This is a genomic window from Deinococcus aetherius (genome assembly GCF_025997855.1).
Lineage (GTDB): Bacteria > Deinococcota > Deinococci > Deinococcales > Deinococcaceae > Deinococcus > Deinococcus aetherius.
This window is the reverse complement of the sequence record NZ_AP026561.1, coordinates 409,983-429,269: the sequence shown is the minus strand read 5'-3', so window position 1 is coordinate 429,269 and position 19,287 is coordinate 409,983. Positions and strand designations below refer to the sequence as shown.

Genomic DNA, 19,287 nt, shown 5'->3' with positions numbered 1-19,287 from the left:
AGGTCCTTTCTGGGTGGACGCGTGGAAAACTCCTCCACGCGTCCGGGGCAGGGTGGGGGCGGGATTACTTCCCGGTGATCTGGCGGCTGACGTCGGCCTGAGCGGCGGCGCCGCCCGCGTTCCTCCAGTTCGTCACAAATTGATCGAAGAGGGCCGTGGCCTGCGCGTCCGAGGGTGCGCGCGCGATCTGCACGAAGGCCTGCTTGGTGAGTTCGTCGCCGGTCGGCTTGAACTTGTTCCACGCGTCGGTGGTCGCCAGGGGTGCGACGGCGGGCACGACGTAGCGGCGCTGGTTGGCCCACATTGCGTCGTACCACTTTTTGAAGCTCGCGGGCTTGCCGTACAGCAGTTGGAAGTCCTGCCACTCCTGCGGCACCCAGCTCACGATGGTGGTGGCGAGCGGGTGGGCGCCGGTGTCGCCCGCCGCCGCGGGAAAGCCGTCCCTTGCGCGCTGGGCGGCGTTGAGCCGGATCTGGCCTCCCGACTCGGTGTAGTCCCGCCCCTTGATGCCCAGGGCGGTGAGCCGGATGCCCCCCGGGCTGGCGAGGTAGTTCAGCACCCGCGCGGCCGCGACCGGGTGGTTGCCACGCAGGTTCGTGATCACCGTCTGGCCCCAGAAGGCGGGCGCGGCGTTGTAGCCCCGCCTCCCGCCCGGGGCGCTCAGGGCGGGCAGCACCAGGGCGCGGTAGCCCTTCTTCGCCAGGTCGAGGTCGTTCTGGATGCGCCCGACGTGCCCGCCGCCGTTGAAGATCAGGGAGCACGCGCCGCCCGAGACGAACTTCGCGCGGGTCGTGTCCTGGTTGGCCTCCCACACGCCGGGATCGACCGTGCCGGTGGCGACCATCCGGCGGAAGAGCAGCAGCGCGCTCTTCATCCCGGGCTGCACGTAGGGCGACTCGTAGCCCGCGCCCGTCTTCGCCCAGCCGTAGATGTTCAGGCCCTGCGACCCCGCGAAGGCGGTGAGGGTGCCCAGGAAATCGGGACCGCCGTTGAAGGTGACGCCGCTGATCTTGTTGGCCTTGCTGCACGCGGAGAGGAAGCGGAAGTACTCGTCGAAGGTGGTCGGCGCCTTCATGCCGAGCCCCCTGAGCAGGTCCTCGCGCACGTAGATGAAGGTGCCGCCCAGGCCCTGCCCCTTGTCCCAGTACACCGGCTGGCCGTAGATCTTGCCGCCCACCTTGATGTCGTTCAGGCCCGGCATCGTCTTGTAGAGCGCGAGCACGTTCGGCGCCGCCTTGCCCACGTCGCCCTCCAGGGGCGCAAGCACCCCGTCGCGGGCCATGCGCGCGATCAGCGGGTAGTTGTCGGGCGTGAGAGTGCCGATGACGTCGGGCACCTCGCCGCTCGCCAGGGCGGCGTTGATGCGGTCGGTGTACACGTCCCAGCCGATCTTGACCATCTCGATGTCGGTGTTCGTGGCCTTTTCGACCGCCTGCAGGATGGGGTCCTTGTTCCAGTCCTTCACGCTGCCGTTGTCGCCCGGCGACCAGATCACGACCCGTTCGGGGGCGCCCTGGGCGAGGGCAGGAGTCAGGGCGAGCAGGGCCGTGAGGGCGAGGAGGGGACGGGCGGGGCGCGAACGGGGAGCTTGCTGCATAAAGAACCTCCACTACTCCTTGACGGAGCCGATGAGAATGCCGCTGACGACGAAGCGTTGCAGGAAGGGGTAGACGATCAGGACGGGGATGACCATGATCGCCGCGACCGCCGCGATCAGGGACTCGGGGGCGGCCTGCGCTCCGGTCGCGTTGATCTGCGACAGGAACGACCGCCCGACCGCGAGGTTTTGCAGCACCACCTGCGCCGGGGAGAGGTCAGACTGCACGAGCAGGCTGGGCCAGAAGTACTCGTTCCAGTGCCCGACCCCGGAGAGCAGGGCCACCGTGGCGATGATGGGCGTGGAGGTCGGCCACACCACCCGCCAGAAGGTCGTCCACGCCGAGGCCCCGTCCACGGTGGCGGCGTCAAGCACCGCCTGGGGATACGACTGGAAATAGGACCGGACCACCAGCAGGTTGAACGAGGCGACGAGTCCCGGCACCACGAGGGCGCCGAAGGTGTTCAGCAGGCCCGTGGCGCGGATGACGAGGAAGTAGGGGATCAGGCCGCCACCGACAAACAGCGGCACGATGAAAAGGGCCGTAAGAAGGCGGCCGTAGCGCAGCTCGGGACGGGACAGGGCCCAGCCCGCCGCGACGGTGGCGACGACGCTCAGGACCGTGCCCACTACCGTCTTGAGCGCGGAAATTCCGAAGGCGTGCGCGAGGCGGGGGTCGGAGAGCACCTGCCCGAAGTAGGTGAGGGTGAAGCCGCTGGGCAGGAAGTGCGCGCTCTGGCGCACGAAGTTCTCGTAAGGCATCACGGCGAGCGAGAACACGTACACGAAGGGGTAGGCGGTGACCAGAAAGATCAGCCCCAGCCCCACCCGCACGAGCACCTGTCCGGGCGTGAGGCGGCGTTCCCAGGCACGCAGGGTCATCGCATCCCTCCTTAGAAGAGGCCCTGGCCGCGCACGCGCCGGGCGATGAGGTTGGCCGCGCCCACGAGCAGCAGGCTGATCGCGCCCTGGAAGAGGCCGACAGCGGTCGCCAGGCCGTAGTTGCTCTGCTGCAGGCCCAGGCGCAGGGTGAAGGTCTCCAGGATGTCGGCCGTCGAGTAGACCGAGACGTTGTACATGACGTAGACCTGCTCGAAGCCCGCCGAGACGAGGTAGCCGATCAGGATCACGAGCAGCGTGACCATAGTGTTGCTGATTCCCGGCAGGGTGACGTAGCGCATCTGCTGCCAGCGCGAGGCACCGTCGATCTCGGCGGCCTCGTACGTCGCTCGGTCGATGGCCGCCATCGCGGCCAGGTACAGCACCGCGAAGTACCCCGCGTACTTCCAGGTGTCCTGCAAGACGAGCACGAGGCGGAAAGCCGAGGGGTCGGACAGGAAGGCGTGCGGGGTCAGGCCCAGCCCGGCGCGCAGTTCATTCACCGCGCCGTCCGGGGCGAGCAGGCTGCGAAACATCGCCCCCGCCACCACCCAGGAGATGAAGAACGGCAGGATCGTGGCGGTCTGCACGGTGACCTTGATCCAGCGGGCGCGCACCTCGTTCAGGAGCAGGGCGAGCACGATGGCGGCGGGAAAGCCCACGGCGAGCTTGAGGCCGGAGATGATCAGGGAATTTTTCAGCGCGTTCACGAAAAAGGGATTGCGAAAGGCGTCCTGGAAGTTCTGCCAGCCCACGAAGTCGCTGCCCAGGACGCCCCGGAAGGGGGAGAAGTCCTGAAAGGCGATGACGAGGCCGAACAGCGGCGCGTAGTTGAACACGAGTACCGACGCGAGCGCGGGCAGGACCATCAGGTAGAGGGGCAGGTGGGCGCGCAGGTGCCGGACGCGGCGGGGGCGGGCCTCGGCGCGCGGCAGGGTGAGCTTCCCGTTCACGAGCGGCCTCCTCACGCCGACCCCCTCACGACGAGCGACACGGGCAGGACGTCTCCAGCAGGCGTGGGCTCGCCCGCGATCCGCGCGAGCAGGGCCTGCGCCGCGTGCTCGGCCATCGCCTGCACGGGCAGGCGCACGGTGGTCAGCGCCGGATCCACCCAGGTGGCGAAGTCGAAGTCGTCGAAGCCCACGACCGCGAGGTCTTCGGGCACTCGCATGAAGCGGGATCGGGCCTCGCCGATCACCCCGACCGCCATCGCGTCGCTCGCGGCGATCACCGCGTCGGGCCGCTCGCCGCGCGTGAGCAGCGTCCCCAGGGCCGCGCGCCCGCTCGCGTGGCTCCAGTCGCCCTCCACGACGAGGGTGGGGTCGTACTGGAGACCGACGGCGGCGAGCCCGTCTCGGTAGCCCTGTTCGCGCCGCGCCGCGACCGAGTGCGGCGAGGGCGAGGGGCCCGCGACAAAGGCGATGCGGCGGCGGCCCCGCGCGGCGAGGTGCGCGACCGCCCCCATCACCCCGTCGCGGTGGGCCGCCGTCACCCCCGGGGCGCCGCCCTCCCGCACCAGGTCGAAGGTCACGAGCGGGTGCGGCCAGGCGGCGAGGGCCGTCACGAGGTCGTCGGGGACCTGGCCCGCGACGAGCACCGCGCCGTCCACCCGGCCGCCGCGGAACAGGGCGCGCAGCGCGTCAAGTTCCTCCGGGTCCGTGCTCGCCAGGACGTGCGTCATCAGGTCGTAACGCTCTCCCCGCAGGGTGCGGTGCAGGCCGTCGAGGATGCGCCCAACGTAGGGGTCGGCGAACGAGGCGGCGGTGGGTGCGTACACGACGTAGGCGATGGTGTTCGCGCGGGCCATCCGCATGGCCCGCGCGGCGTGGTTGGGCTGGTAGTCGAGGGCCGCCATCGCCTGGAGCACCACCTCGCGGGTGGCGGAACTCATGCCGTTCTGGCCGTTGACGACGTTGGACACGGTCTGGTAAGAGACGCCGGCGCGGGCGGCGACGTCCTTGAGAGTGGCTCGGGCCACACACACCTCCAGGGTGAAGAACTTGAACGATCAAGGCCACCGTACGCCCGTGCCACCGAACTGTCAAGAAGGTTGGGATCATCCTGCGCGGGACGGGGGTGGGAACCGGGATTACACCCCATGCCTGTGGCAAAGCCAACGGTTGCGCTTGCCCCACGGCGGGTGATCCATGCCCGGGGGGGCTTGACACCGCGCACAATCCTGGCTTACGGTCTTGAACGTTCAAGGCCATTGAACGTCGGCCCTGCTGCCCACGCTCACGTCCTGCCCTCCGGTACGGACGGTCAGTTCACTCCTGTTCCTGCTGTGAAGGAGGTTCTGCGCCCCCCGGCGTTCCTTCGTTCGCCCCGTTGGGCCGCCCGGCGGCCCCCTCAGGAGACACAGCATGACTCAGCCACGCACCCGCGTTCCCCGCCTCCGGTCCAGCCTCCTGACCGGCCTGCTCGCCCTCAATCTTGCGGCCTGCAGCCGACCGGGCACGCCCCAGGCGGACGTTGCCGCGAGGGGACCGAACGCCCCCATTCAGGCCCAGACCATGACGGCCATCTGCCGCCCCCAGGTGAGCGGCGCCACCGTCGTCCAATACGGCGGGGCAGGCCTGGGCACCTTTCCCGACAACAATTTCGACATCATTCCGAACGGCAACAACACCTTCAAGTTCCTCGGCACGGGCTTTCAGAGCTTCTACGGCGGGGCGTACAACTCGTACCTCACCGGCACGCTCGACGACCCCGACGCGAACGGCGCGACCATGGGCAGCGTGACGCAGAACGTCAAGGCGGGCAGCGGCGGCGGATACGACAACCGCGCGAACAACCGCCGCTACGTCGGCGTGGTGCAGGTCTACCGGGCGGCGAGCAACAACTGGATCGGTCTCTACCACAGCGAGCAGGACCAGGCGGGCGGCAACAACTTCTACAACCGCCTCGGCCTCGCGCGGTCCACCGACGGCGGGAACACCTGGTATGACCTCGGCGAGATCGTCTCACCGCACGTGCCGTACAGCCCCACCTCGACTGCCTGGCCCCTGATCGCCAACACGATCTTCCAGATCGTCAACGACGGCGGCACCGACTACATGGTGGTGTACTTCTCCGAGCAGCAGGGCACCGAGTACGACCCCAACTGGTCGACGTCGTACTGGATGACGGCGGCGCGGGCGAAACTGAGTGACGTGCTCGCGGCGGCGGCGGGCGGCAACGTGCCCGCGTTTTCCAAGTACTACAACGGCAGTTGGTCGCAGCCCGGCCTCGGCGGCGACGCCAGCTTGGTCCTGAACGGCAACGCCCATATCGGCACGCTCGCCTCCGTGTACAACACGGCCCTGGGAAGATACATCGCGGTGGGCTCGCGCAACAGCGACCCCGCCGGGGGCGGCGCGTACCTGATCGAGTCCACCGACGGGGTGAACTGGGGCGGCACGCAGGGCCTCTTTACCGAGAACAATGTCGGTTACTTCCGGACGGTGGGGCTCGACGGGGACGACGCGCGCGCCGGAAGCACCTTTTTCATCTACTACGTCCAGTTCGTGAACGGCAACCCGACGAACATCGCCCGCCGCACCGTGACCTGCGACACGAGCGGGGACACCGTGGTGGACGACGGGCTGACAGGCACCGGGCAAAACCAGTGGCAGTATCAGGGGACCTGGGGGACGTCCACAGGGAACCAGGATGGGCGCTACGCGGGCACGAGCCACTACAGCAACACGGCGAACGCCGCGGCCCTGCTGCGCTTCACGGGGACTCAGGTGCGGCTCAGCGTGAACTGCGGCACGGGCGGGGGCAACCTGGCCCTGTCCATTGGGGACGCGAACGCAGCGAACTTCGGGGCCGAGACGTCCGCGAGCAATTACTGCGCCTCCCACCAGGGCGACGAGTTCGTGTACGACAGCGGCGCGCTCCCTGCGGGCGGGCACACCCTGCGGGTGCGGGTGACCGGCACCAAGCCGACCGCGAGCGTGGGGACCTACGCCGACCTCGACCGGGCCGTCGTGTCCACCACCGCCTCGACGACGGTGGACGACAACACCGTCGGCACCGGGCAGAACCAGTGGGAGTACCAGGGCGGCTGGAGCCTGTCAGGGGGGAACAGCGACGGGCGTTACGCCGGGACCAGCCACTACAGTAACGTGGCGAACGCGGCGGCCCTGCTGCGTTTCACGGGGACTCAGGTCAAGCTGCGCCTGAATTGCGGCGGCGGCGGCAACCTCGCCGTGTCGGTGGGCGACGCGAACGCCGCAAACTTCGGGCCCGAGACAACTGTGAGCAACTACTGCGGCGCCCACGTCGGCGACGTCGAGGCGTACCGCAGTGGCCCCCTCTCCCCCGGCGGACACACCCTGCGGGTGCGGGTCACTGGCACCAAGCCCGACAACAGTCTCGGCACCTACAGCGACCTTGACCGGGCTGTGATCCTGCCCTAGCGCCCGTTCCTAACCGTCCCCTGTACCGGCGCTTCCCTGCGCCCGGCCCCAGCCCAAATTCAAGGCCGAAGCCGGGCGTGGGTTGTGACAAGTTGAAGTTGAGGAGAAGCAGGGACACGAGTGGGCTGAAGTTCAGCCCACCCGGTGCACCACTTCACGCCAGATGTTGAAAGCTTCTTTACTGCTGGGGACGACGGCGACGGGCAGGACGGTGGAGGTTGGTGATCCGAGCGTGTAGGTAGAGGGAAACCTTGTGCCCGTGGTCGTGACCTGAACTCAGAACTTGCACCTGAATCGTTAGCGAAAGAGCGCTCCCAGACGCGAGAAAGAGGGGGTGTGGAACCTCAAGCTTCGCGGGGAGCGCGCATCCATTCTGGCAGACGCGCTCCTCGCTGTCCCCAGCAGCCCCTCTCAGCAGCGCAGCCTGGAGGCTGCGCCGGGGTTCTTTCTGACCCTAAAGACGAAAAAAGCGCTGCGCCGGGCCGCGCTCCTCCTGGTCCATCCGTCTGCCGGTCAGGCCTGCCAGCACCCCGCTGCTCCTCACCCTGGCCTAGGAGTGTGAGCCTACATCAGTCCCACTCATCGCACCCACACCGCCGTCCCAACGGAGGCCTGCCCGAACGCTGGGTGGTCCACATCGCGGCGGTCGGCGCCCTCAGCGTCCCCTGCCGGACGAGCTTTTCTCCCCTCGCCATGGTCTTTCCACCTCATCCCCCTTGCCTTCTCGCCCGCATGAGGTTACAATCGCCGCACCGTCGAAGAAAAGGTTTTCCTTACATGCCCCATGGTCGGCCACTCGAAGAAAAGCTTTTCCTTGGAGGGAGGGTGGGTGACGCACACAAGCGTGAGGCAACTGAGGTCAACTGGAGGGGTGCATCCTATCCCGACCATCAAGGACGTCGCGCTCGCGGCGGGCGTCAGCATCGGCACTGCATCGAAGGCGCTCAACGGCCAGGGCCAGCTCCGCGACGAGACCCGGCGCCGGGTGCGCGCCGTGGCCGAGGAACTGGGCTACCAGCCCAACGATCTCGCGCAGAGCCTGCACCGCAAGCGCACCTTCATGGTGGGGCTGATCTCCACCGACAATTACGGACGTTTCTCCATGCCGCTGCTGGAGGGCATCGAACATGCCCTGGGCACGGCCGAACTCTCGGTGTTCCTGTGCAACGCCGCCGACGATTCGGAGCGGGAGCGGCGGCACGTCGCCTCGCTGCTCTCCAAGCGGGTGGACGGCATCATCGTCACCGCCAACCGGACCGACCCCCGGCCCCCGCTCGACCTGCTGGGCTCGCGCGTGCCTGTGCTGTACGCCCTGGCCCGCGTGCCCGACGACTCCGCCCTGTGCCTGGTGCCCGACGACGCGCAGGGCGCACGCCTCGCCGCCGAGCATCTGGTGGGCCTGGGACGGCGCCGCATCGCCCACGTCACCGGGCCCCGGGACTACGAGGTCGTGGGCCTGCGCCAGGAGGCCGTGCGGGAGGTGCTGGTGGCGGCGGGGCTGGCGTTTCCAGAGCGGCGCGTCCTGTCCGGGCCGTGGCGTGCCACCTGGGGCCGCGCCGCTGCAGAACGGCTCCTGAGCACCGATCCGGACATCGACGCCGTGTTCTGCGGCAGCGACGAGATCGCGCTGGGCCTGACCGGGGCCCTGCGTGAGCGCGGCGTTCGCGTTCCCGACGACATCGCCGTGGTGGGTTTCGATAACTGGGAGATCATCGCGGAGGCCACCGTGCCGCCCCTGACGAGTGTGGACATGAGGTTGCGCGACCTCGGGCACGAGGCGGCGACGGCGCTGCTGGGTCTCATCGACGGCGAGCGGCGGCAGGGCGTGCACCGGTTGCCGTGCGACCTTGTCGTGCGCGCGTCGAGCGGTGCGGCCGGGGGGGCGTCGTGAACCGGCTGGAGCGGAACTTGGGGCGCGGTCCGCCCGACCGGACCCCCGGAACGTAGAGGGCCCACCGCCCCATCCCTTCCTGCCGCCGGCGCCCGCGCCCGCGTCGGTTGCGCTGCCTTTTTCTTCAGGTGTCTCCTCAAGGGCACCGGAACCAGTCCACCACACCGGGCCTGTCGAGCCCGGACCGGAGGAAGCCCATGAAAAAAGCACCGCTCACGTTCGCCCTCGCCCTCGGGGCCTCGTTCGGCCTGTTCGCCCTCGCGCAGACGGGGTACCGCAGCAGCTACACCGGCCCGCGAGTCGAGATCACCTTCTGGAACGGCCAGAGCGGCGACAACCGCAAGTACATCGACGAACTCGTGAAGCGCTACAACGCCTCGCACCCCAACGTCTCCGTGCGGGTCACCACCCCACCCGGCGACACCATCGCCCAGCAGTTGCCCGCCCTGGTGGCGGGGGGCCGCGCGCCCGACGTGACCTCGCTCATCGAGACGATGACGATTCCCAACGGCCTGCGGGGCGTCATCGAGGAGTTCACGCCTCCCCTCCTGAAGCAGGGCAACATCGACCGAGCCCGCTTCTACCCGGCGCTGTGGAACGGCGCGACGTATGGCGGTAAATCGTACGGCGTGCCGGTGTACAACGTCGCCTTCGCGATGTTCTACAACAAGGACCTGCTGAAGAAGGCGGGGGTCAGCCGGGCTCCCCGCACCCGCGACGAGTTCCTGAGGGCGGCGCAGGCGTGCACCACCGACAAGGCGGGCCGCAAGCCGGGCCAGGCGGGCTTCGACTCCAGGAACCTCCAGACCTGGGGCGTCGGTGTGCCCAACGGCTTTTTCGGAGCGACCCTGGCGTACTCCGTGCTGCTGCAAAACGGCGGCAACAGCGTGACCGAAAAGACCTACGACGCCCGCTTCGACACGCCTGAGGCCGCCCAAGCGTTCGGCTTCGTGGGCGATCTCGTGAAGCGGTACAACGTCTCGCCTACCAACATGACCGAGGACAGCCAGCAGGCGGCCTTCCGCTCGGGCAAGCAGTGCTTTTCCATCACGGGCACCTGGGTGATGGTGAACTACCAGGGGCAGAAGGGGCTGAATTTCGGCGTGGCGCCGCTGCCGCAGCTCGGCGGGAAGAGCAAGACCGCGTGGGGCGGCAGCGGGTACCTCGTGCTGCCGAAGCAGCGGCCCGGGTACGATCCCAACAAGCGCGCGGCGGCGCTGGACTTCATCAACTGGTTCACCCTGCCCGAGAACAACCTGTACTTCAACCAGGGCGGCACGATGCCCACCATGCCCGTCGTGGCAAAGGACAAGAGCTACGACAATACGCCGCTTGCCGAGCTGTTCGGGGGCCTGAACGACGTGCAGATCGAGGCAGGCTTTCCCTGGGTCGATCAGGTGCGCGGGGCGTGGATAGGCGCCTGGGACAACGCCCTGAGCGGCAAAAAGGACATCAGGACCGCCCTGCGCGACGGCGAGACCGAGGCGGGCAAGCTGGTGAACCAGGCGAGGAAGAACTTCCGTTGAAGACCGGGGGCGGGGCCGTTTCCCCCCGCTCCTCCCACGAGGTCCCCATGAGCCTGAGCCTGAACCGGCCCCGTGAGCGCCCCCGCCGGGGGGGCCTCCTCGCCCTGAACGACGCCAACCCGCTCGTCCCGTACCTGTACCTGCTGCCGCACGGCGCGCTGTTTCTCGCCTTCATCGTGTTTCCGATCCTGTTCGGCGTGTACGTGAGCACCCACCACTACGACCCGGTGGCAACCACCCAGCCCTTCGTCGGGCTGGAGTACTACCGCCAACTGTTCGACCGCCAGAGCCCGCAGTTCGACCTGTTCTGGCTGGCGATGCGCAACACCGCCCTCTTCGTGGTCCTGAGCGTGCCCCTGCTGGTGGCGTACTCGCTCGCGCTCGCCCTGCAACTGTACCGGCCCGTGCGCGGGCGGGCCTTTTTCCGGGCCGTGTTCTTCCTGCCGGGCGTGCTGTCGTGGACCGTCGTGGGCGTGCTGTGGCGCTGGCTGTTCGACAACCAGAGCGGCCTCGTGAACGCGGTGCTTACAGGCCTGGGGCAAGACACCATTCCCTTCCTCACGACCGAGGGCCTGGCCTGGGTGCCCATCCTCGCCGCGACGGTGTGGGCGTCGGTGGGCTTCAATATGACGGTGTACCTCGCGGCGCTCTCGGGCATCTCCCAGAGCCTGTACGAGGCGGCCGACCTCGACGGCGCGACCTCGTGGGCGAAGTTCCGCTACATCACCTGGCCGCTGCTCTCGCCCACGACGCTGTTCGTGACGGTCACGACGGTGCTGGCCGCCTTCGGCCTCTTCTTCCAGAGCGTGTTCATCACGAACGCGGGGCCCAACCGCTCGACCCTGAGCGTCATCCAGTACCTCGTGAGCGAGGCCTTTACCAACGTGCAGTATTCCAGCGCGGCGGCGATGAGCTTCGTGTTCGCGGGGGTGCTCCTCGTGTTCACGGCCGTGCAGTTCCGCCTGATGATCCGCGACATCGGGGGACGGCGCTAGTGGCCGCGCCGTGGGTATCCGCCGCGCCCAGGACCCGGGCCGCCACGCGGACGAGGCGCCGGGCGCACCTCACCTCCTCCACCCTGCGTTTTGTCCTGCTGCTCCTCCAGGCGATCATCTTCCTCGCGCCCGTGTACTGGATGATCGCCACGTCCCTGAAGCCCGAGGGCGACACGGTGGCCCAGCCGATCCAGTGGTATCCGCACAGCCCCACCCTGGAGAACTACGCGCGGGTGCTGACCTCGCCCGACAGCCCGGTCGTGCGCTGGACGCTGAACTCGGCCTTTACCAGCCTCGCGTTCACCTTCGGCACGGTGCTGACCTGTTCGCTGGCGGCCTACGCCATCGCGCGGCTCAAGTTCCGGGGGCGCGAGGCGTGGTTCTGGTTCATCCTCTCCAGCATGATGGTGCCGGGCCTGACCACCCTGATTCCCAGCTTCATCATGATGCTCAAGCTCGGGTGGATCGACACGTATCACGCCCTGATCTGGCCCTCGATGGGCGGAGCGTTCGGGGTGTTCATGCTGCGGCAGTTCTTCACCGGCATCCCCTTCGAGCTGGAGGAGGCCGCGCGGCTGGACGGGGCGAACTCGTTACAAGTCTTTAGGCACGTCATCGTGCCCCTCAGCAAGCCCGCCCTCGCCACCCTGACCGTGTTCACCTTCCTGGGCGCGTGGAACTCGGTGATCTGGCCGCTGTACGTCGTGCACGGGGACATGGCGACCCTGCCCGCCGGGCTGGCCTCCTTCCAGGGCATCTACGCCACGACCTACGGCACCCTGATGGCCGGAACGACCCTCACCGCGCTGCCCGCGCTCGTCGCCTACCTGTTCGCCCAGCGCTACCTCGAAGAGGGCCTGACGCTCACCGGGCTCAAGGAGTAACGTGCAGGACCTCAGCTACGACCCCAGGGACCCCACCTTCACCTACGGCGGCCTGACCTTCGCCGTGCAGGTCTTCACCCCCGAGCACCTGTACGGCCTCGATCCCCAGCGGTGCGAGACGCGGGGCGGGGAGACCTTCGAGCTTCACTGTGACGGCCTGACCTGGGCGGGCGGGCAGGAGCGCGCTCCCGGCAGCGTGCGTCTGCGGGCGGGGCGCCACGGCGACCGGGTGCGCTTCGACCTGGAGGCCACGGCGCCCCACGCCATCCGCGGCATCAAGCTCGTGGTGAAGGGGCAACGGCCCCGCCGCCTCGTTCACCTCCGCGAGGGGCCGAGGAGCATTCCTCCCACGGGCCTCGTCCTGCGCTACCCCGACGGCTGGCGCGGCCTGTACACGCCGCTCGTGGTGGTCGAGGACAGCTCGGGAGCCCTGCTGTGCGCCCGCTCCCTCGACCCCGAGGTGCGCGAGAAGCGCTTTGCCCTCGTCCCGCGCCCGCTGGAGGGAGAGGGCCTGTTCGACCTCGAACTCATCTTCGACGAACTCGCCACCCGGTCCAGCCGCACGCTCCGCGTCCCCACTTGGGAGGTCGGCCCGACCTCCAGTGTGGAGGCCAGTCTCACCGAGCACGCCCGCTTTCTGGAGACGGCGCATGAGCTTCAGCGGTGGGAAACCCGCCCGGACGTTCCCGCCTGGGCGCGCGACATCTCGCTCGTCGCCGCGATCCACGGACAGCACTACTCGGGCTATGTCTTCAACGACTACGCGCGGATGCTGGACACCCTGCGCTGGCTCGCCGAGCGGCTGGAGGGGCGGCGCATCCTGGCCTACCTGCCGGGGTGGGAGGGCCGCTACTACTGGCAGTACGGCGACTACCGCCCCGACGAGCGCATGGGCGGCGCAGAGGGCTTTGCCCGGCTGTGCGACGGCGCGCGGGCCCTGGGCGTGCACCTGATGCCCATGTTCGGCCTGAACGTGGTCAACTGCGGGCTGCCGAACTTCGAGGCGTGGGGCGAGACCTCCCGGCACACCACGGCGGGCGGCAACATGAACGGCGGCTCGGTGGACTGGGACGGCACCCGGCACTATGACCACGGTTGGGGCGCCCTCCTGAATCCCGGGGCCCCCCGCTGGCAGGGCCGCCTCGTGGAGCAGGTCACCGGGCTCGCCGACCGCTACGGCTTCGACGGCGCGTTCCTCGACATCTCGGCGGCGTGGGTGAACGACCCGCGCTGGGACACCCTGCCGGGCCTGCGGCGCCTGGTGGAGCGGCTGCGCGAGGGGCGCCCCGACCTGCTCGTGGCGGGCGAGGGCTGGTACGACGCCCACTCGCTCGCCGTGCCGCTCACCCAGTCCGGGCACACCGACGGCCTGCTGCACCACCACGACGAACCGTATGGCGGGCTGTTCGACCCCTACGCCCGTTCGTTCGGCCACCTGTGCCTCGGCGACCCGGGGCGGGGCAGTTCGGGGGTCCACGAACTGGGGCTCAACCCCATCCGGCGCACGCCCGTGCGGCGCGGGGTCATCCCCACCGTGACCATCGTGGAGGACACGCTGGCCGCAGCGCCCGGCGAGGTCAAGGCCATCCTGGGCGACGCGCGCGAGTATGCCCGGCGGTTTCTGAGGGCACCCGTGCTGACGCCTTAAGACCTCTCGGGAGCAAGCTGGGCGTTCCAGGACGGGTCCTCTCTCGCTCACCCACCCGGCCTTCCCCGGCAAGGGGGAGGAGGAAAAACCATCCCCCCATTCCACCACAGCGGTCCACCCCGGAGAACCCATGCTCGATGCCCAGGCCCAACCGCTCTCCCCCGCCGCGCCTCCCCCGACCCTGGCGCCCGCCGCCCTGCGCGAGTTGCCCCTCGGTGCCGTGCGGCCGCGCGGCTGGCTGCTCGACCAGCTCCGCTTGCAGGCGGACGGCCTGACCGGGCACCTCGACGACCTGTGGGCGGACGTGGGCCCGAACTCCGCCTGGCTGGGCGGCGGCGGCGAGGACTGGGAGCGCGGCCCGTACTATCTCGACGGGCTGCTCCCGCTCGCCCACCTGCTCGGCGACGCGCGGCTGCTCGCTAAGGCGAAGGTCTGGGTCGAAGCCATGCTCGCCTCCCAACGCGAGGACGGCTTCTTCGGCCCCCCGAGCAACGAGGACTGGTGGCCGCGCATGGTGGCCCTCAAAGTGCTCGCCCAGCATGCGGACGCGACTGGGGACAGGCGGGTGGTGCCGTTCATGACCCGCTATTTTCGGTATCAACTCGCCCACCTGCCGCACAGGCCCCTGTTCGGTTGGGGCCAGATGCGCGGTGCGGACAACGTGCTGAGCGTCTACTGGCTGTTCGAGCGGACGGGGGAAGCGTGGCTGCTCGACCTTGCCCGTCTCCTGTTTGAACAGACGGCCGACTGGGGCGAGTACCTCACCGAACACCTGATCGACGGCCCCGCCCGGGAGTTCAGCCACCTCACGCACAGCGTCAACGTGGCGATGGGGCTCAAGACGCCCGCCCTGCGTTTTCTGTTGGACGGCGACGAGCGGCAGCGTGAAATCACCGACGCGGCCCTCGCCAACCTCGACGAGAAACACGGACTCGTGCACGGCGTCTTCAGCGGGGACGAGTGGCTGGGCGGCACCGAGCCGCACCACGGGGCCGAGACGTGCGAGGTGGTGGAGTACATGTTCACCCTCGAACACCTGGCCCGCGTGTTTGGGGCCGGGAAGTACGCCGACCGCCTGGAGACGGTCGCATACAGCGCCCTGCCCGCGAGCTGCACCGCCGACATGACGGCCCACCAGTACCACCAGCAGGCCAATCAGGTGCTCGTCTCGGTGGATACGCGCGACTGGTCCTTCAGCGGCGACGACGCCAACCTCTTCGCGCTGGAGCCGCACTTCGGGTGCTGCACCGCCAACCTGCATCAGGGCTGGCCCAAGTTCGTGCGGAGCCTGTGGATGGGGACGCCGGGCGGCGGGCTCGCGGCGGTGGCCTACGGGCCGAACGAGGTGACGGCCGAGCTGGGAGGCCAGCGGGTGCGCGTGACGAGCGAGACCACCTACCCGTTCGGGGAGACCGTGCGGCTGACCGTGGAGGCGGCGGCGCCCGCCCGCTTTCCGCTGGAGTTGCGTGTGCCCGGCTGGTGTGAGGGGGCGCGGGTACGGCTGAACGGTGAAGCCACCACCCTCACGCCCGACGGGCGCGGCTTCGTTCGTCTGGAGCGCGAGTGGCGGGACGGAGATACGGCCGAACTGACCTTCCCCATGCCGGTGCGGGTGGTCGAGCGGGAGCGCGGCGCGTGCGGCCTGATGGTCGGGCCCCTCGTCCTGGCGCACTCGCCTGGCGAGACGTGGACCCGGGTGTCGGACGACCCTCCCCGCCCGGACTCGCGCTTCGGGGACTGGGAGGTGCGGCCGCGCAGGTCGTGGAACCTCGGCCTCTTTCTGGACCCGGGCGCAGAGTGGCGAGTGGAGCGCCGCCCGCCCAGCCCCGTGCCCTTCGCGCTCGACGCAGCCCCGCTGCGGGTGTGGGCTCGGGGCGCGCGGATCAAGTCGTGGGGGCTGGCCCTGAACTCGGCGGCCCCACCTCCCGAGAGCCCCTTCACCTCGAGCCTGCCGATGGATCCCGTGTGCCTCGTACCCTTCGGGAGTGCGCGGCTGCGGGTGGCCGAGTTTCCGCGCCTCGTGCCCACCGGCCGGGTGCAGGGTCCTTAGGGGACGACCACAGGCAAGAGCAGGCTTAAGGTGGGTGCATGGGACGTCGAAAGCAGTTCGTGGTGACACTGAGTGACCGCGAAGCCTGTGCGACGCTTTCCGACTCCTGACCCAGCGGCTGGTCCCTCAAATGCCCCCCAAGCTGATCCACCGGCACGAGAAGATCAGCGACGCTGAATTGATCGCGGTGGCGGTGCTCCAGCGGCTTCACAAGGTGCCGTACTTCAGCCGGTGGTGGCGGTTTCTCAAGCTCAACCACTTCCCCAGTTTCCATCCGAGGTCCAGGCGCGAGTTCGGCTCAAGAGCAGTCCGGGACGTATCTCACCCCACCCAAGACGAACGCCAAGCGCCCTGACCCTCGCTGGAAAGAGGAATACGCAGCGGCACGCAAGATCATCGAGTCGGTGTTCTCGGCCCTGGTCGTTGCCGGGCTGCACTGGGGGCAGGTTAAAACGCTGTCAGGCTTACGGCTCAAAGTCGCCTTGATCGTCTTAGCCTACAATCTCAAGTTGCGCGACCTGCCCCCCTACCCTAGAACCGCCTCCCGATCAACCCCTATTCGCGGTGAATGATGAGGGCGAAAAAGTCTGTTGTGTTCATGCTCGCCCTCGACATCGCCCGTCTCAGGAACCACTCAAGTGTGCCAACCGACCCACTAGTGGTCGACCACAGACAAGAGAAGGTCTAAGATGAGGGTATGGGACGGCGGAAGCAGTTTGTCGTGACGCTCAGCGATGAGGAGCGTCGTCAACTTACCGACATGACGCGAAAGGGCGTGATCAGTGCGCGGGTCATGACCCGCGCACGTCTCTTGCTTCTGACTGACCAACAGTTGAAGGATGACGACGTGGCCGAGCGGCTGGACATCAGTCATTTGACGGTCGCCAGCATCCGGAAGAAATACGCTCAAGGTGGGCTGCAAGCCGCCTTGTACGAGAAGGCTCGTCCGAAACCGCCGTCAAAACTGGGCCCTAAGGAGACAGCAATCCTGATTGCAGAAGCCTGTTCAGGAGGTCCAGATGGGCAAGCCAAGTGGACTATGCAACTCCTTGCAGATCGTTTGGTGACGCTGGGCGTAGTGGAAAGCATCAGTGATGAGACGATACGGCGAACACTGAAAAAAACGACTTGAAGCCCTGGCAAGTCCAGAGTTGGTGCATCGCCAAGGTCGGCGCTGACTTCGTCTGGCGCATGGAAGAGGTGCTGGACACGTACGCTGAGCCGTATGATCCACTGTACCCCGTGGTCTGCTTCGACGAGAAGTCCTATCAATTGTTGGCGCACATCACTGAACCGCTTCCACCCGTGCCGGGTGTCCCGGCACGGGTGGACTACGAGTACAGGCGTTGTGGAACAGCCAATCTCTTCATTGCTTTTGAACCCTTGACCGGGCAGCGGACAGTCACCGTGACCGAACGTCGCAGCAGCGAGGAGTTCGTGGCACAAATGCAGGCTCTCCACTTGCGCTACCCCGAGGCGAAGACAATTCGCCTGGTGCTGGACCAACTGTCCACGCACACGCCGTCCTCGTTGTACCAGCACCTCCCGCCCGACGAAGCAAACGCCTTGAAGAGGCGGTTTGAATGGGTCTACACGCCGAAGCACGCTTCCTGGTTGAACATGGCGGAAATGGAATGGTCAGTTTTGGAGCGACAGTGCTTGAGACGACGGTTGGCAACCTCTGAGGAACTCAACAATGTAGTTAAAGCCTGGGAAGCGGATCGAAATGCTCGGTCAGTTAAGGTGAGCTGGCAATTCAATACAGACAAGGCACGAGTGAAATTAAGCCGCCAATATCCGTCCCAAAATTAGGCCTAGCTATGTCTGTGGTTATCCACTAGTCCAGCTCACAGCTCCAGTTGCCCGGGGGTCAGCCGGGTCGCCCGGCGCAGCGTGGCGTCCGTGACGCTTGTGGGCAGCACGCGGAACAACCCCAGCAGCAGCCTGCCGTTCGGGGCGAGCACGGACCGGGCGCGCGGTCGCGGGGCGAGGGCAGCGCGAACCACACCCCGTGCCACGGTCTCGGCACTCTGGGCGCCCGCCGTCGCCGCCCGTTCCAGCCACGCCGTGTCGCGCAGGATCGGGGCGTAGGGCGAGTCGGTCCGCTTGGCCTCGTTGATCCGTTCCAGGCTGCGTCCCGCAAACTCAGTGCGAATGGCGCCCGGCTCGACGACCACCACCTCCACCCCGAAGGGTGCGAGTTCCATGCGCAGGGCGTCGGACAGGGCTTCGAGCGCGTACTTGCTCGCGTGGTACGCGCCGCCCAGGGGAAAGGTCATGCGCCCGGCGAGGCTGCTGACGTTCACGATCCGCCCGGATCGGCGCGTCCGCATCTCGGGCACGAAGGTGCGAATCACATTCATGACGCCGAACACGTTGGTGTCGAACTGCGCCCGCAGGTCCGCGTCCGAGAGGTCGGTCGCGGGGCCCATCGCCGCGTACCCGGCGTTGTTGATCAGCACGTCAACGCCGCGTCCCGCCGTCCAGTTCAGGGTTTCGGCGTGCGCCCGCCCGATCTCCTGGGGCTGGGTGACGTCCATGCGCAGTCCCAGAAAGCGGTCGGTGGCGACCTCGACCCGCAGACGTTCGAGCGCGGCCTCGTTGCGCCCGGTGCCGATCAAGCGGTGTCCGGCTGCCAGGAGTTGCAGGGCGACGGCCCGGCCCAGTCCGGCGGTGGCGCCGGTCACCAGGATTGTTCTCTCATTCATCCGGACTTCCTTTTGTTCGGACGCGAGGGGCGCTGGCCACCCGCGCTCCTTGCCCTGCGGCGCGGCGCCCTTCGGCCTCGTTCGAGACGTCCAGCTTCAGGACGCGCCCGCGCTCGTCGTGCCCCGGACCGCGCGGTGAGCAGGTCGAGGTCGGGGCCGACCACGAGGGCGACGCGGAGGGGCACAGGGGCTCCTTGATCGGCACGTCTGTCAGGGGCGAGGGGCGGTGGTGGTCTGGTTGCGCAGTTGATGGCCCCGCACCTCGACCCATCTTCCACCCCGGTTTTGCCAGTCGTCGCGGTACGTGCCGACCGTGTTCACGAGGTAGTTGCCACCTCGGCCCCGGAACTCGATCAACGTGTGCAGCGTGACGATGGCCGAGACCGTGCCGCCCGGCAGCACGTCCACGTCCTCGATGGTCACGTTGTGCTCGATGGTCCGCACCATATTCGGGAACTGAGTTGGGAAAAACTGGCGGAGCGCCGCCGCGTCAAAGGTCTGCCCGTCCACCTGCACCGACTGGAAGTCGTCGGGGATGTGACGCAGGAACAGCTCGGGCCTTTTCTGCACGAAAGCGTCGCGGTAATCCCCCTTGTAGAGCTGGTCGAGAACCTGCCGGGCCTGGGCCTCGCTGAGGGTCGGCGTCTGGGCGGTGGCGACGGTGATCAGCGCGAACGTCAGGGTGCCAAGGGGTGCGGTCCTCATG

At 68.0% G+C, this 19,287-nt stretch carries 14 protein-coding genes and 2 pseudogenes; 10 read left to right on the top strand and 6 right to left on the bottom strand.

Translation table 11 applies throughout. The features are described 5' to 3' along the window. Positions 1-64: 64 nt before the first annotated feature. The 4 genes from DAETH_RS18130 to DAETH_RS18115 are packed head-to-tail and all read right to left on the bottom strand — an operon-like array spanning position 65 to position 4,454. Positions 65-1,597 (bottom strand): extracellular solute-binding protein, encoded by a 1,533-nt coding sequence (locus DAETH_RS18130; protein WP_264777516.1) that lies wholly within the window; start codon positions 1,595-1,597, stop codon positions 65-67. A 12-nt stretch (positions 1,598-1,609) separates the two neighbouring features. Further along, complete coding sequence (locus tag DAETH_RS18125) at positions 1,610-2,479, bottom strand: carbohydrate ABC transporter permease (protein ID WP_264777515.1); 870 nt, start codon at positions 2,477-2,479, stop codon at positions 1,610-1,612. Positions 2,480-2,490: 11 nt separating this feature from the next. Further along, entirely contained in the window at positions 2,491-3,444 is a 954-nt protein-coding gene (locus tag DAETH_RS18120) for an ABC transporter permease (protein WP_264777514.1), read from the bottom strand. Further along, entirely contained in the window at positions 3,441-4,454 is a 1,014-nt protein-coding gene (locus tag DAETH_RS18115; RefSeq protein WP_264777513.1) for a LacI family DNA-binding transcriptional regulator, read from the bottom strand. The genes DAETH_RS18120 and DAETH_RS18115 overlap by 4 nt, the downstream gene beginning before the upstream one ends. Positions 4,455-4,839: 385 nt before the next feature. Here DAETH_RS18115 and DAETH_RS18110 point away from each other — a divergent pair, with 385 nt between their 5' ends. From DAETH_RS18110 to DAETH_RS24775, 10 genes and pseudogenes are all read left to right on the top strand, one after another. Then, positions 4,840-6,879, top strand: coding sequence for a hypothetical protein (locus DAETH_RS18110; protein ID WP_264777512.1), 2,040 nt, complete (start codon positions 4,840-4,842; stop codon positions 6,877-6,879). Between the two features lie 334 nt (positions 6,880-7,213). Next, a pseudogene (locus DAETH_RS18105) lies at positions 7,214-7,363 on the top strand (IS701 family transposase); the annotation flags it as partial. A gap of 387 nt (positions 7,364-7,750) precedes the next feature. Next, positions 7,751-8,770, top strand: coding sequence for a LacI family DNA-binding transcriptional regulator (locus DAETH_RS18100; protein ID WP_264777511.1), 1,020 nt, complete (start codon positions 7,751-7,753; stop codon positions 8,768-8,770). A 197-nt stretch (positions 8,771-8,967) separates the two neighbouring features. Next, a complete protein-coding gene (locus tag DAETH_RS18095; RefSeq protein WP_264777510.1) occupies positions 8,968-10,296 on the top strand; it encodes an ABC transporter substrate-binding protein in 1,329 nt (442 codons plus the stop codon). 47 nt (positions 10,297-10,343) lie between these two features. Further along, positions 10,344-11,291 (top strand): carbohydrate ABC transporter permease, encoded by a 948-nt coding sequence (locus DAETH_RS18090; protein WP_264777509.1) that lies wholly within the window; start codon positions 10,344-10,346, stop codon positions 11,289-11,291. After that, complete coding sequence (locus DAETH_RS18085) at positions 11,291-12,175, top strand: carbohydrate ABC transporter permease (RefSeq protein ID WP_264777508.1); 885 nt, start codon at positions 11,291-11,293, stop codon at positions 12,173-12,175. The genes DAETH_RS18090 and DAETH_RS18085 overlap by 1 nt, the downstream gene beginning before the upstream one ends. Before the next feature lies 1 nt (position 12,176). Next, positions 12,177-13,823: a hypothetical protein gene (locus DAETH_RS18080; RefSeq protein ID WP_264777507.1), complete on the top strand. Its 1,647-nt coding sequence runs from the start codon at positions 12,177-12,179 to the stop codon at positions 13,821-13,823. Between the two features lie 130 nt (positions 13,824-13,953). Continuing rightward, on the top strand, positions 13,954-15,873 hold the full coding sequence (locus tag DAETH_RS18075) for a glycoside hydrolase family 127 protein (RefSeq protein ID WP_264777506.1): 1,920 nt from the start codon (positions 13,954-13,956) through the stop codon (positions 15,871-15,873). A gap of 85 nt (positions 15,874-15,958) precedes the next feature. Further along, a pseudogene (locus DAETH_RS18070) lies at positions 15,959-16,445 on the top strand (hypothetical protein). A gap of 125 nt (positions 16,446-16,570) precedes the next feature. Then, positions 16,571-17,685 (top strand): IS630 family transposase gene (locus tag DAETH_RS24775; protein ID WP_264777505.1). Its coding sequence is split into 2 segments (ribosomal slippage): positions 16,571-16,988 and positions 16,988-17,685, totalling 1,116 coding nucleotides; the frame shifts between segments, so codons are not numbered across the junction. Between the two features lie 35 nt (positions 17,686-17,720). Here DAETH_RS24775 and DAETH_RS18060 read toward each other — a convergent pair. Further along, a complete protein-coding gene (locus tag DAETH_RS18060) occupies positions 17,721-18,581 on the bottom strand; it encodes an SDR family oxidoreductase (protein WP_264777504.1) in 861 nt (286 codons plus the stop codon). Positions 18,582-18,791: 210 nt separating this feature from the next. After that, the gene (locus DAETH_RS18055) at positions 18,792-19,286 is read right to left on the bottom strand and encodes a nuclear transport factor 2 family protein (RefSeq protein ID WP_264777503.1); all 495 of its coding nucleotides are present in this window, start codon (positions 19,284-19,286) and stop codon (positions 18,792-18,794) included. Position 19,287: the final 1 nt, after the last annotated feature.

Excerpts from the sequence above, each read along its gene's own strand:
- DAETH_RS18130 (WP_264777516.1), bottom strand. The coding sequence starts at position 1,597 with ATGCAGCAAGCTCCCCGTTCGCGCCCCGCCCGTCCCCTCCTCGCCCTC.
- DAETH_RS18125 (WP_264777515.1), bottom strand. The coding sequence starts at position 2,479 with ATGACCCTGCGTGCCTGGGAACGCCGCCTCACGCCCGGACAGGTGCTC.
- DAETH_RS18110 (WP_264777512.1), top strand. The coding sequence starts at position 4,840 with ATGACTCAGCCACGCACCCGCGTTCCCCGCCTCCGGTCCAGCCTCCTG.
- DAETH_RS18095 (WP_264777510.1), top strand. The coding sequence starts at position 8,968 with ATGAAAAAAGCACCGCTCACGTTCGCCCTCGCCCTCGGGGCCTCGTTC.
- DAETH_RS18090 (WP_264777509.1), top strand. The coding sequence starts at position 10,344 with ATGAGCCTGAGCCTGAACCGGCCCCGTGAGCGCCCCCGCCGGGGGGGC.
- DAETH_RS18075 (WP_264777506.1), top strand. The coding sequence starts at position 13,954 with ATGCTCGATGCCCAGGCCCAACCGCTCTCCCCCGCCGCGCCTCCCCCG.
- DAETH_RS18060 (WP_264777504.1), bottom strand. The coding sequence starts at position 18,581 with ATGAATGAGAGAACAATCCTGGTGACCGGCGCCACCGCCGGACTGGGC.
- DAETH_RS18055 (WP_264777503.1), bottom strand. The coding sequence starts at position 19,286 with ATGAGGACCGCACCCCTTGGCACCCTGACGTTCGCGCTGATCACCGTC.